Here is a 13,078-nt window from a genome sequence, read left to right on the forward strand (position 1 = left end):
GCCGTACGCGGTGTGCCGTACGCGGTGTGCCGTACGCGGCGTGGTGTCGCGGCGTGGTGTCGCGGCGTGGTGTCGCGGGCGGCGGCTAGCCGGCCAGGCAGGACGGGCCGAGCAGCACCTTGAGGTCGCCGAACAGCGCCGGGTCGGGCTTGACGCGGTGCTTGTCCAGGCGGAGCACGGTGGTGGTGCGCGGCCCCTGGAGCTTGATCCGCACCTCGGTGTTGCCGTGGTGGTGGCGCAGGATCTCGCCCAGCCGGGTCACCATCGGCGGGGTCACCTTGACCGTCGGGATGGTGAGGACGACGGGCGCGTTGGTGCCGGCCGAGGAGAGGTCGGGGACCATCATCTCCATCGCCACGAGCCGGGGGACGTCCTCGCGCTTGTCGAGGCGGCCCTTGACGAAGACGACCGTGTCCTCGACCAGCTGGGTGGAGACGAGCTGGTAGGTGGCGGGGAAGAACATGCACTCGATGGAGCCGGCCAGGTCCTCGACGGTGGCGATGGCCCAGGCGTTGCCCTGCTTGGTCATCTTGCGCTGGAGGCCCGAGATGATGCCGCCGATGGTGACGACCGCGCCGTCGGAGTGCTCGCCGCCGGTGAGCTGGGAGATGCCCGCGTCCGTCTTGTCGGAGAGGACGTGTTCCAGGCCGAAGAGCGGGTGGTCGGAGACGTAGAGGCCGAGCATCTCGCGTTCCTGGGCGAGCAGGTAGGACTTCTCCCACTCCACGTCGGAGAACTCGACGTCGAGCCCGAAGCCCGGTTCGTCGCTCGCGCCCTCGTCGCCCATCCCGCCGAAGAGGTCGAACTGTCCCTCGGCCTCCTTGCGCTTCACCGCGACCACGTTGTCGATCATCGGTTCGTGGTGGGCGACCAGGCCCTTGCGCGTGTGGCCCATCTCGTCGAACGCGCCGGCCTTGATCAGCGACTCGACCGTCCGCTTGTTGCAGACGACGGCCTCGACCTTGTCCAGGAAGTCGGGGAAGGTCGAGTACTTCCCCTTGGCCTTCCTCGTCTTGATGATCGAGTCGACGACGTTGTTGCCGACGTTGCGGACGGCGGTGAGGCCGAAGAGGATCACGTCGTCGCCCTGGGCGGCGAAGTTCGGCTCGGACTCGTTCACGTTCGGCGGGAGCACCTTGATGCCCATGCGCCGGCACTCGTTCAGGTAGACCGCGGACTTGTCCTTGTCGTCCTTGACCGAGGTGAGCAGGCCCGCCATGTACTCGGCGGGGAAGTTCGCCTTGAGGTAGGCGGTCCAGTAGGAGACCAGTCCGTACGCGGCCGAGTGCGCCTTGTTGAAGGCGTAGCCGGCGAAGGGCACCAGGACGTCCCACAGGGCCTGGATCGCCTTGTCGTTGTACCCGTTCTTGCGGGCGCCCCCCTGGAAGATGGTGAAGTTCTTCGCCAGCTCCTCGGGCTTCTTCTTGCCCATCACGCGGCGCAGGATGTCGGCCTCGCCGAGCGAGTAGCCGGCGATGATCTGCGCGGCCTTCTGCACCTGCTCCTGGTACACGATCAGGCCGTAGGTGACCGCGAGCACCTCTTCGAGGGGCTTCTCCAGGTCCGGGTGGATCGGGGTGATCTCCTGCTGCTTGTTCTTGCGCAGGGCGTAGTTCGTGTGCGAGTTCATGCCCATCGGGCCCGGCCGGTACAGGGCCGAGACGGCGGAGATGTCCTCGAAGTTGTCGGGCTTCATCAGGCGCAGCAGGGAGCGCATGGGGCCGCCGTCGAACTGGAAGACGCCGAGGGTGTCACCGCGGCCGAGCAGTTCGAAGGTCTTGGGGTCGTCGAGCGGCAGGCCGAGGAGATCGATGTCGATCCCCTTGTTGGCCTTCACCATCTTGACGGCGTCGTCCATGATCGTGAGGTTGCGCAGGCCGAGGAAGTCCATCTTCAGCAGGCCGAGCGACTCGCAGCTCGGGTAGTCCCACTGGGTGATGGTGACGCCGTCGGTGTGCCGTACCCAGACGGGCACGTGGTCGGTGATCGTCTCGCTGGACATGATCACGCCGGCGGCGTGCACGCCCATCTGCCGGACCAGGCCCTCGACACCGCGGGCGGTGTCGATGACCTTCTTCACGTCGGGCTCGTTCTCGTACATCCCGCGGATCTCGCCGGCCTCGCCGTAGCGCGGGTGCGTCGGGTCGAGGATGCCGGAGAGCGGGATGCCCTTGCCGAGGACGTCGGCGGGCATGGCCTTGGTGAGCCGGTCGCCCATGGCGTACGGGTAGCCGAGGACGCGGGCGGAGTCCTTGATCGCGTTCTTGGCCTTGATGGTGCCGTAGGTGCCGATCATGGCGACCTTGTCGGCGCCGTACTTCTCGGTGACGTACCTGATCACCTCGACGCGCCTGCGCTCGTCGAAGTCGATGTCGACATCGGGCATGGAGACGCGCTCGGGGTTCAGGAAGCGCTCGAAGATCAGACCGTGGGTGAGCGGGTCGAGGTCGGTGATGCCCATGGCGTACGCGACGATCGAGCCGGCCGCGGAGCCTCGTCCCGGGCCGACCGCGATGCCCTGGTTCTTGGCCCACATGATGAAGTCGGCGACCACGAGGAAGTAGCCGGGGAAGCCCATCGAGATGATCGTGTCCATCTCGTACTCGGCCTGCTTCATCCGGTCGTCCGGAATGCCTCCCGGGTAGCGGCGGTCCATGCCCCGCATGGTCTCCTCGCGGAACCAGGTGACCTCGGTGTAGCCGTCCGGGATGTCGAACTTCGGCATCAGGTTCCGGAACTGGAACATGCCCTCGGTGTCGACCTGCTCCGCGACCAGCCGGGTGTTGGCGCAGCCTTCCTGCCAGGCGTCCGAGGAGTCGATGGCGTACATCTCCTCCGTGGACTTCAGGTAGTAGCCGGTGCCGTCGAAGCGGAAGCGGTCCGGGTCGGAGAGGTTCTTGCCGGTCTGGATGCACAGCAGGGCGTCGTGGGCGGTGGCCTCGGCGGCGTAGGTGTAGTGCGAGTCGTTGGTGACCAGCGGCGGGATGCCGAGCTTCTTGCCGATCTCCAGGAGTCCGTCGCGGACCCGGCGCTCGATCTCGATGCCGTGGTCCATCAGCTCCAGGAAGTACCGCTCCTTGCCGAAGATGTCCTGGTACTCGGAGGCGGCCTTGAGGGCCTCGTCGAACTGGCCGAGGCGCAGTCGGGTCTGGAGCTCGCCGGAGGGGCAGCCGGTGGAGGCGATCAGCCCCTCGGACCACTTGGAGATGGTCTCCTTGTCCATCCGGGGCCACTTCGTGAGCCAGCCCTCGGCGTACGCGTCGGAGGACAGCCGGAAGAGGTTGTTCAGGCCGGTGGAGTTCGCCGCCCAGATCGTCTTGTGCGTGTATCCACCCGAACCGGACACGTCGTCGCGCTTCTGGTGCGGTTGCCCCCACTGGATCCTGCGCTTGTTGCGGCGGGACTCCGGCGCGACGTACGCCTCGATGCCGATGATCGGGGTGACCCCGGCCTTCTTCGCGGTGTGGAAGAAGTCGTAGGCGCCGTGCAGGTTGCCGTGATCGGACATGGCGATGTGCGTCATGCCCATCTCGTTGCACGCGTTGAACATGTCCTTCAGCCGCGCGGCACCGTCCAGCAGCGAATACTGGGTGTGGACGTGCAGGTGCGTGAACGGCGCCTTGGTCACGGTGGAGTCCTCCGGGCGGGAGTGAGGGGGGCAGCCTCGAAGTCTACGTCTCCCGAGTGACAGAAAACGGGCACCGACGGGTACGGTCATCCGTTGCAGACCCAGGGACGGTGTCCGATTCCACACCATCCGCACGCGATCGATCCAGCGCCACCAGGAGGCACCCGCCATGGCGGTTCCCGAGACGACGAACGAGCAGCGCGCCGAGCAGATACTCGATGTGTTCGACACCGCCTTCGGTGAGCTCCTCGCCGCCGACCCCGCTGCCTTCCAGGTGAAGTTCCGCAAGATGGCGGCCTCCGCGTTCGCCTTCTATCGGGGGACGGCCTGCCTCTTCTACGCCGACCTGGAGCGCGACCGGCACGGCGGCCCGTACCTGGACGAGCGGACCGGCCGGGTGTGGATCCACGGCGATCTGCACGCCGAGAACTTCGGCACGTACATGGATTCCAACGGCCGCCTCGTCTTCAACGTCAACGACTTCGACGAGGCCTACGTCGGCCCGTTCACCTGGGACCTGAAGCGCTTCGCCGCCTCCATCGCCCTGATCGGCTACACCAAGGCGCTCAGCGACGAGCAGATCAGCGGGCTGGTGCGGATCTACGCGGCCGCCTACCGGGAGCGGATCCACGCCCTGGCCACCGGCGCCAAGCACGAGGAGGTCCCCTCCTTCACCCTGGACACCGCCGACGGCCCGCTGCTGGCCGCCCTGCGCGCCGCCCGCGCGCGGACCCGTTTCTCGCTGCTGGACTCGATGACGGAGATCCGGGACTACGAGCGCCGCTTCACGGCGGGCCCCGGGACGATCGAGCTGGACGCGGCCACCCGGTACAAGGTGCTGGCCGCCTTCGACGGGTACCTGGAGACCCTGCCGGAGGAGTCCCTGGTGCGCCCGGACTCCTACCGGGTCAAGGACGTGGTGGGCCGGCGGGGCGTCGGGATCGGCTCGGCCGGCCTGCCCTCGTACAACATCCTGCTGGAGGGGCACAGCGACGCCCTGGAGAACGACGTCGTGATCTACCTCAAGCAGGCGCAGACCCCGGCGGTGTCCCGGCACATCACCGAGCGGTCGGTGCGGGACTACTTCCAGCACGAGGGACACCGCACGGTGATCTCGCAGCGGGCCCTTCAGGCGCACGCCGACCCGTGGCTGGGCTGGACCGAGCTGGACGGCTCCGGGCAGCTCGTGGCGGAGGTCTCCCCGTACGCCGTGGACCTGGACTGGTCGGACCTGGACGACCCCGAGGAGATCGCGGCCGTGGTCGCCGACCTGGGTCGGGCCACGGCGACGATGCACGGGGCGGCGGACGAGGCGGAGAGCGGCCAGTCCCTGGTGCCCTTCTCCACGGAGCGGGCCATCGACGCGGCGATCGCCGCCGACGAGGTCGGCTTCCCGGAGCTGCTGGTCGACTTCGCCCACGCCTACGGGGCCCGGGCGCGCGCCGACCACCAGATCTTCGTCGACCTGTTCCGCAACGGCCGGATCACGTCGTAACGGGCGGCCCCTCGGGAACCCGGGGCCTCCGGTTCACAGGGAGTCGTGACAGACTCGCGGCGATGGACATATCAGGGGCAGGACTCCGGGGGCTGCGAGCCGCGCTGTTCAGCGCGTTCGTCGTGCTGCTCTCCGCGGGCTCGCACGTCCTCATGTCCCGGGTGCCGCTGCCGCCCGCGCTGGTGGCCGGTTCCTTCGCGGGGGTGTTCGCCCTGGCGTTCGCGCTGGCCGGCCGGGAGCGCGGCTTCGGCCCGATCGCCGGGCTGCTGGTGCCGCTGGAGCTGGCGGCCGACACCGTCTTCACCGCCGGGCAGCACCTCTGCTACGGCCCCGCGGGCGGCCCGGTCGCCGGTCCGCTGCGCGCCCTGGGCCTGGACGAACTGTGCGGGGGCACCCCGGTCGGCGGGCGGCTGGCCGGCGTGCCCGGCTCCGTGACCGACGCGGGCGCACTGGCCGCGGCGGCGGGGCCCTGGACGCCCTGGCTGCTGCTGGGCGGGCACGTCTCGATCGGGATGCTGGCCGCCGCGTGGCTGCGGTACGGCGAACGGGCGCTGGGCAGGCTGCTGCGGGCCGTGGCCGCCTTCGCCTTCCGGCCGCTGCTGCTGGCGGTGGCCCCGGTCGGGGCGGTCGCCGGTCCGACGCGCCGGCGGGCATGCCCGCCGAGGCCGGGCTCGGGGGCCCGTACCCGGTTCCCGGCACATTCCGTGGGGCGGCGGGGACCGCCCGTGCGCGGGACGCTCGCGAGCGTCTGACACGCGTAAGGCAATCCCCCTCTTCCACACCCCACGGAGATCACCATGAGTTCACGCAACAGCCAGGCGAACAAGGCGGCGGCCCGCGAGCGACTGCGCGTCGAGCGCGAGAAGCAGGTCAAGAAGGACAAGGCGCGCCGCCAACTGGTCGTCGCCGGCGCGGTGGTGGCCACCCTGGCCCTGGCCGGCGGCGTCGGCTACGCGGTCGTGCAGGCCAACCAGCCCGACCACTGGGAGAAGGCCGCCTCGGCGGAGCTGGTCAAGCCCAAGAACACCTCGGGCGACAACGGCACCACGGTCGTCATCGGCAAGCCCGAGGCGAAGAAGACCCTGGACCTGTACGAGGACTCGCGCTGCCCGGCGTGCGCCGCCTTCGAGCAGACCAGCGGCGAGCAGATCAAGAAGGACGTGGACGCGGGCAAGTTCAAGCTCCGCTACTTCGGCGCGACCTTCATCGACAACGCCGCCCAGGGCGAGGGTTCGAAGAACGCGCTGAGCGCGCTGGGCGCGGCGCTGAACGTCAGCCCGGACGCCTTCCTCGCGTACAAGGGGGCGCTCTACTCCAAGGAACTGCACCCCGAGGAGACCGTCGACAGCTTCGCCAAGGACGACTACCTGATCAAGGTCGCGGACACGGTCCCGGCGCTCAAGGGCAACGCCGAGTTCAAGAAGGCCGTCGAGGACGGCACCTACGACCGGTGGGCGCTGGAGATGTCGAAGGTCTTCAACAAGTCCGAGGTGAAGGGCACGCCGACCCTGATGATGGACGGCAAGAAGATCGAGACCCCCTCGACGGCGGAGGCGTACACCGCGGCGATCGAGAAGGCTCTCGCGGGCTGACCCTCCCCGGTCCCGACAACGGGCGGACGAGAACGGGCGGACGAACTCCTGGAGTTCGTCCGCCCGTTGCCGTCCCGAGTCTGTACCGAAGGTATACCGGTCAGTAATATGACCGCCCGTGACCAGTCAACTCTCCTCTCCCCCCGCCGCGACAAACCCGGGCCGCCGTACGGTGGTTCTGGGCGCCGCGGCCGCGGCCGCGCTCGCGCCGATCGCCACGCTGGGCCTCACGCCCGCACACGCGGCCGAGACCGCCCCCGCCTTCCTGCACGGCATCGCCTCCGGCGACCCGCTGCCCGACGGGGTCCTGCTGTGGACCCGCGTCACCCCCTCCCCCGATGCCGTCCCCGGCTCCGGCCTCGGCCCCGCCACCGCCGTGGGCTGGGAGGTCGCCGAGGACCGCAACTTCGCCCGGGTCGTGGCGAGCGGCGCCGTCACGGCGACCGCCGCGTCCGACCACACGGTCAAGGTGGACGTGCGCGGCCTGCGCCCGCACACCCCGTACTGGTACCGCTTCACCGCGGGGGCGACCGTCTCCGCGATCGGGCGTACCCTGACCGCCCCGCCTGTCGACGCGGCGACGCCGGGGATCCGCTTCGGCGTGGTCTCCTGCGCGAACTGGGAGTCCGGCTACTTCTCCGCGTACCGGCACCTGGCGGCCCGCACCGACCTGGACGCGATCCTGCACCTGGGCGACTACGTGTACGAGTACGCCTCGGGCGCCTATCCCGAGGCGAAGTACGTCGTGCGCCCGCACCAGCCGCGGCACGAGATCGTCTCGTTGGCCGACTACCGGACCCGGCACGGCACGTACAAGACCGACGCGGACCTCCAGGCTCTGCACGCGGCGCACCCCGTCGTCGCGATCTGGGACGACCACGAGTTCGCCAACGACGCCTGGTCCGGCGGCGCGGAGAACCACACTCCGGGCGCCGAGGGCGACTGGGCGGCCCGCGCGAGCGCCGCGAAGCAGGCGTACTTCGAGTGGATGCCGGTGCGCGCCTCCATAGCCGGCACCGTCTACCGGCGACTGCGCTTCGGCAGCCTCGTCGACCTGCACCTGCTGGACCTGCGGACCTTCCGCTCGCAGCAGGTCAAGGTGGGCAGCGGCGCGGTGGACGACCCGGAGCGCACGATCACCGGGCGGGCGCAGTTGGACTGGCTGAAGTCGGGGCTGGCGAACTCGAACGCCACCTGGAAGCTGGTCGGCACCTCGGTGATGATCTCGCCGGTGGCGTTCGGCTCGCTGCCCGCGCACCTGCTCAAGCCGCTCACGAAGCTGCTGGGCCTGCCCGAGGGCGGTCTCACGATCAGCACGGACCAGTGGGACGGCTACACGGACGACCGCAAGGAACTGCTGGGCCACCTGAAGGACCGCGGCATCAGGAACACGGTCTTCCTGACCGGTGACATCCACATGGCGTGGGCGAACGACGTCCCGGTGAACATGGCGACGTACCCGGGCTCGGGCACGGCGGCGACCGAGTTCGTGGTGACGTCGGTGACCTCCGACAACATCGACGACATCCTGCACGTGCCGGCGGACACCGCCTCGCTGGTCGCCGAGGCGGCCATCAAGGCCGCCAACTGGCACGTGAAGTGGCTGGACATGGACTCTCACGGGTACGGCGTCCTGGACGTGACGAGCGAGCGCTCGCAGATGGACTACTTCGTGGTCTCGGACAAGCGCCGGCAGGACGCGCGCTCCACGTGGGCCCGTTCGTACCGCACCCTGAACGGGACGCAGAAGGTCGAGCGGGCCGACCGCCCGGTTTCCTGACATTCCATCAATTTTGCTGCTCAGAGGGGCGCTTGGTTCACACCAGGCGCCCCTTTCGTCACTCACGCAACAAATCTTTAACCGCCGAGATCTTGCCATCCTTATGACATGCCCACGTAAGCTCGCGCCGGCGTGAGGAAGTCCCTCACCCCCCACCACGCTTCGCGAGGAGTACACGTGCGCGCTCTCGCCCGCATATCCCCCCTTCTCCGCCGCCGCATCACGGGTACGGCCCTGTTGGCCGGAACCCTGGCGTTCGCCCCGCTGACGGCCCCCACGTCCGTCGCCGCGGCGCCCACCGCCAAGACCCCGGCGCAGGCCTGTCTCGAACAGGCCGGCGGCGCCGCCGCCAACGCCCGGGTCGCGCGCCCGCGCGACCACCAGGCCGCCGACCCGAACGAGGTGACGGACGCCCAGGTCAAGGCCATGGACGCCGACCTCAAGAGAAGACTCGGCCAGTCGACCCCGCAGCAGCTCGACGGCATGCGTGCCCGGGCCGCCGCCACCACGACCATCCCGGTCTACGTGCACGTCATCCACTCCGGTGCGACCGGAAAGCTGACCGCCGCGCAGATCAACAGCCAGCTCGCGGTCCTCAACTCGGCCTACGCCGGCCAGGGCAGCGGCAACGTCGAATCCGGCTTCCGGTTCTCGCTGGCCGGGACCGACTACACCGACAACGCGACCTGGTACAACGTCTCGGACGGCACCACCGCCGAGAAGAACATGAAGAACGCCCTGCGCAAGGGCGGCAAGAACGCCCTGAACCTCTACACCGCCAACCTCGGCGGCGGGCTCCTCGGCTGGGCCACCTTCCCGAGCTCCTACGCCTCCCAGCCCAAGATGGACGGCGTGGTCATCCTCAACAGCTCGATCCCCGGCGGCTCCTCCGCCAACTACAACCAGGGCGACACCGCCACCCACGAGGTCGGCCACTGGCTCGGCCTCTACCACACCTTCCAGGGCGGCTGCTCGGGCAGCGGCGACTCGGTCTCCGACACCCCGGCCGAGGCGAGCGCCGCGTTCGAGTGCCCGACCGGCCGCGACACCTGCGGTGCGAGCGGGGCGGACCCGATCCACAACTTCATGGACTACACGTACGACTCCTGCATGTACCAGTTCACGAGCGGCCAGGTGTCGCGCATGAAGAGCATGTGGACGGCGTACCGGGCCTGACGCACGTGACAGGGGCCCGGCCGGGCGTCCACCCGGCCGGGCCCCTTCGCACGCACCCGCCCCCTACAGCCCGTCGAGGAAGGACAGCGCGACCTTCCAGGTCTGCTCGGCGGCCTCCGCGTCGTAGTCGTCGAGATCGGGATCGGTGAACAGGTGCCCGGCGCCCGGGTAGCCGTGGACCTCCACGTCCGCCCCGGCCCGGCGCATCCCCAGGTACCAGGCGGTCAGCCAGTCGTGCGGCTCGAAGGGGTCCGGGTCCGCCACGTGCAACTGCACCGGCAGGTCGTCCGCCGAGGCGTCGTCCTCCAGGTCGGACGTACCGTGCAGGAGGAGCAGCCCGCGGGCCTTCTCGTCGTGCAGCGCCAGGTGCTGCGCCACGGAGGCGCCGAAGGAGAAGCCCGCGTAGACCAGGCCCCGGTCCGAGTACGGGGCGGCGGCCAGGATCGCGCGCTTGAGCAGTTCGTCACGGCCGATCTCGTCCCGGTGGGCCATGCCCTCCTCGACGTTCCCGAACGTGCGCCCCTCGAACAGGTCGGGCACGTGGACCTCGTGCCCCGCCGCGCGCAGCCGGTCGGCCGCCGCGTGCACTGCGGGCCTCAGCCCGTACGTCGAATGGAAGAGCATGATGTTCATATCCCCATCGTGCCAGTTTCCCGGGTCCCCATCCGGTTAGGTTCACGGGCATGGATATGGAGAACGTCCTGCGCCCCGTCGTGGTCATCGGCGGCGCGGTGGTCCTCACGCTCGTCGCCGCCTGGCTGCTCGACCTGCTGCTCCGCCGGGCCGACGCCCGCCACGGCGAGACACCCCTGTGGGGGCTGCTGCGCCGGTGCGGTCCACCCTTCCGGATCGTCCTGTGCACGGCCCTGCTGAGGGCCGCCTACCCCCAGACCAGGATCCTCACGGATCACCGGGAGGGCGTGGGCCGGGCCCTCACCCTGGTACTGATCGCCTCGACCGCCTGGCTGCTGATCCGGATCGCCACCGCCGTCGTCGACTCGACGTACACGCGCTACGCGGCCGGCGCCGGCGACGCCGCCCGGGTCCGCCGGGTCCGCACCCAGGTCACGCTGATCCAGCGGGTCGTGACCGCCGTGGTCGTCGTCGTGGCGATCGCCTCCATGCTGCTGACCTTCCCCGCGATGCGCACGGTCGGCGCCTCGATGCTGGCGTCCGCGGGCGTCCTCGGCATCGTGGCCGGCATCGCCGCGCAGTCCGCGCTGGGCAACCTCTTCGCCGGCCTCCAGATCGCCTTCGGCGACACCGTCCGCATCGGGGACACCGTGGTCGTGGACAAGGAGTGGGGCACGGTCGAGGAGATCACCCTCACCTTCCTCGTGGTCCGCACCTGGGACGAGCGCCGGATCACGATGCCGGTCTCGTACTTCACCGGCAAGCCGTACGAGAACTGGTCGCGCGGCGGGGCCCAGATGACCGGCACGGTCTTCCTGCACCTGGACCACTCGGCGCCGATCCCGCTGCTGCGCGAGCGGTTGTCGGAGATCCTCAAGGACACCCCGGAGTGGGACGGGCGCGCGAGCGGCCTGGTCGTCACCGACTCCACCCCGAACACGATCCAGGTCCGCGCCACGGTCACCGCCAAGGACGCCGACGACATCTGGACCGTGCGCTGCGTGGTCCGCGAGCGCCTGATCACCTGGCTGGTGGACCACCACCCGTACGCCCTCCCCCACGTGAACACCGCCGACGCGGTCCAACAGCCGCCGCTCGCCCCCTAGGCGTATCGGCCTACGGGCTGCGCAGGCTGCGGACGTCGAGGTGGCGGAGCACCCGGTCCACGATCTCCGGGTCCGAGCCCGGTTCGCTGCGCGCGGACAGCACCTCGTGCCGGGCGGCGGACATCATCTCGCGCTGGATCCGCTGGACGTCCCGGATCCGCTCGACCCGCTTCGCGTACGCCTCCCGCCGTTCCTCGTCGACCATGTCGGGGCTGATCCTGGCCCCCACGTCGTAGGCCCGCCGGTACAGGGTCTCCACCAGGTCCTCGGGGAGGTCCTCCGCCTCCTCGATCTCCTTCAGCCGCTGCTTCGCGGCCTTGGCGGCGCGGATCGCCAGCCGGCGCTCGGTCTCCTTCTCCGCGTCCTCGTCGGCCTCCACCCCCAGCCGGCGCACCAGCCAGGGCAGGGTCAGCCCCTGACAGACCAGCGTCGCCATGATCACGGCGAAGGCGATGAAGATGATCTGGTCCCGCGCCGGGAAGGGGTCCCCGCCCTCCACCTTCAGCGGGATGGCCAGGGCGAGCGCCACCGAGGCCACGCCGCGCATCCCGGCCCACCACATGACCACGCTCTCCCGCCAGCTCAGCGGGATCTCCTCGTCGTAGTCGCGCCGGTCGTGCAGCTTCTTCGCCAGCCAGCCGGCCGGCAGCAGCCACGCCAGCCGTACGCCGACCACCACGGCGACCACGATCCCCGCCCAGCCGGCCATCTCCCCCACCCGGTCGCCCGCGACGCCGAACACGTGGTGCAGTTCCAGTCCGATCAGGCCGAACGCGACACCGGTGACCAGCATGTCGACGATCTCCCAGAACGTGTGCCCGGCGAGGCGTCCGAGCACGTCGTCGGCGTCGGTCGCGTACTCGGCGAGGAACAGCGCGGTGATCAGCACGGCCAGCACCCCCGAGCCCTGGAGTTCCTCGGCGACCACGTACGCCACGAACGGCACCAGCAGCGTCAGGCCGATCTGCAGGGTGACCTCGCCGAGCCGGCCCATGAGCCGGTTCGTGGCCCAGCCGAGCGCGAGCCCCACGGCCACCGCGACCACGGCGGAGAGCACGAACTCCCCGAGCGCGTCGGGCCAGGAGAAGCTGCCGCTGACGGCGGCGGCGATGGCCACGTGGTAGAGCACGATGGCGGTGACGTCGTTGAAGAGCCCCTCGCCCTCCAGGATGGACACCATGCGGCGCGGCAGCCCGAGCGCGCCGGCGACGGCGGTGGCCGCGACCGGGTCGGGGGGCGCGACGAGCGCGCCGAGCGCGACGGCCGCGGCGATGGGCAGCCCGGGGACGACGGCGTGCGCGACGGCGGCCACGGCGGCGGTGGTCACGAAGACCAGGGCCACGGCCAGCAGCAGGATGGGGCGCACGTTGGCGGCGAACTGTCGCCAGGAGGTGCGTTGCACGGAGGCGTACAGCAGCGGCGGGAGCACCAGCGGCAGGATGTACTCGGGCGGGATGTCGACGTTCGGCACGGCCGGCACGAGGGCCAGCACCACCCCGCCGATGGTCATCAGCACGGGCGAGGGCAACTTGAGCCGGTCCCCGAGCGGTACGGTCACCACGGCGCCGAGCAACAACACGAAAAACAGAGCGAGCTGATCCACAATCCCCAGCCTGCCCCATCCGCCCGCCGAGCCCCGCCAGCCCCGCCGGCTTTCCGGGCGCGGGG

At 70.1% G+C, this 13,078-nt stretch carries 9 protein-coding genes; 6 read left to right on the plus strand and 3 right to left on the minus strand.

Going from position 1 to position 13,078, the window contains the following annotated elements:
* Window positions 1-85 precede the first annotated feature (85 nt).
* On the minus strand, window positions 86-3,628 hold the full coding sequence (dnaE, locus tag ACFYW3_RS05515) for a DNA polymerase III subunit alpha (RefSeq protein WP_351760295.1): 3,543 nt from the start codon (window positions 3,626-3,628) through the stop codon (window positions 86-88).
* A 169-nt stretch (window positions 3,629-3,797) separates the two neighbouring features.
* Between dnaE and ACFYW3_RS05520 the strand changes: the two genes are divergently transcribed.
* The 5 genes from ACFYW3_RS05520 to ACFYW3_RS05540 all read left to right on the plus strand — a co-directional run bounded on the left by ACFYW3_RS05520 (window position 3,798) and on the right by ACFYW3_RS05540 (window position 9,671).
* On the plus strand, window positions 3,798-5,123 hold the full coding sequence (locus ACFYW3_RS05520) for a DUF2252 domain-containing protein (protein ID WP_351760292.1): 1,326 nt from the start codon (window positions 3,798-3,800) through the stop codon (window positions 5,121-5,123).
* Window positions 5,124-5,185: 62 nt separating this feature from the next.
* The gene (locus ACFYW3_RS05525; protein ID WP_351760289.1) at window positions 5,186-5,875 is read left to right on the plus strand and encodes a hypothetical protein; all 690 of its coding nucleotides are present in this window, start codon (window positions 5,186-5,188) and stop codon (window positions 5,873-5,875) included.
* A gap of 45 nt (window positions 5,876-5,920) precedes the next feature.
* The gene (locus tag ACFYW3_RS05530) at window positions 5,921-6,715 is read left to right on the plus strand and encodes a DsbA family protein (RefSeq protein ID WP_351760286.1); all 795 of its coding nucleotides are present in this window, start codon (window positions 5,921-5,923) and stop codon (window positions 6,713-6,715) included.
* A gap of 118 nt (window positions 6,716-6,833) precedes the next feature.
* Window positions 6,834-8,495, plus strand: a complete 1,662-nt coding sequence (locus ACFYW3_RS05535) for an alkaline phosphatase D family protein (RefSeq protein ID WP_351760283.1) — start codon at window positions 6,834-6,836, stop codon at window positions 8,493-8,495.
* Between the two features lie 177 nt (window positions 8,496-8,672).
* Window positions 8,673-9,671 (plus strand): zinc metalloprotease, encoded by a 999-nt coding sequence (locus ACFYW3_RS05540; protein WP_351760280.1) that lies wholly within the window; start codon window positions 8,673-8,675, stop codon window positions 9,669-9,671.
* Window positions 9,672-9,734: 63 nt separating this feature from the next.
* Here the strand turns inward: ACFYW3_RS05540 and ACFYW3_RS05545 are convergent, their stop codons facing one another.
* Window positions 9,735-10,304, minus strand: a complete 570-nt coding sequence (locus ACFYW3_RS05545) for a dienelactone hydrolase family protein (protein ID WP_351385971.1) — start codon at window positions 10,302-10,304, stop codon at window positions 9,735-9,737.
* A gap of 56 nt (window positions 10,305-10,360) precedes the next feature.
* Between ACFYW3_RS05545 and ACFYW3_RS05550 the strand changes: the two genes are divergently transcribed.
* A complete protein-coding gene (locus ACFYW3_RS05550; RefSeq protein ID WP_351760367.1) occupies window positions 10,361-11,410 on the plus strand; it encodes a mechanosensitive ion channel domain-containing protein in 1,050 nt (349 codons plus the stop codon).
* A 10-nt stretch (window positions 11,411-11,420) separates the two neighbouring features.
* Here the strand turns inward: ACFYW3_RS05550 and ACFYW3_RS05555 are convergent, their stop codons facing one another.
* A complete protein-coding gene (locus ACFYW3_RS05555; RefSeq protein WP_351760278.1) occupies window positions 11,421-13,013 on the minus strand; it encodes a Na+/H+ antiporter in 1,593 nt (530 codons plus the stop codon).
* Window positions 13,014-13,078 lie beyond the last annotated feature (65 nt).

The sequence above is a fragment of the Streptomyces sp. NPDC002602 genome (assembly GCF_042889445.1).
In the GTDB taxonomy this organism is placed as follows: Bacteria; Actinomycetota; Actinomycetes; order Streptomycetales; family Streptomycetaceae; genus Streptomyces.

What these genes read in the sequence shown, in the direction of transcription:
- ACFYW3_RS05520 (WP_351760292.1), top strand. Translation starts at nt 3,798, where the DNA reads ATGGCGGTTCCCGAGACGACGAACGAGCAGCGCGCCGAGCAGATACTC.
- ACFYW3_RS05525 (WP_351760289.1), top strand. Translation starts at nt 5,186, where the DNA reads ATGGACATATCAGGGGCAGGACTCCGGGGGCTGCGAGCCGCGCTGTTC.
- ACFYW3_RS05530 (WP_351760286.1), top strand. Translation starts at nt 5,921, where the DNA reads ATGAGTTCACGCAACAGCCAGGCGAACAAGGCGGCGGCCCGCGAGCGA.
- ACFYW3_RS05545 (WP_351385971.1), bottom strand. Translation starts at nt 10,304, where the DNA reads ATGAACATCATGCTCTTCCATTCGACGTACGGGCTGAGGCCCGCAGTG.
- ACFYW3_RS05550 (WP_351760367.1), top strand. Translation starts at nt 10,361, where the DNA reads ATGGAGAACGTCCTGCGCCCCGTCGTGGTCATCGGCGGCGCGGTGGTC.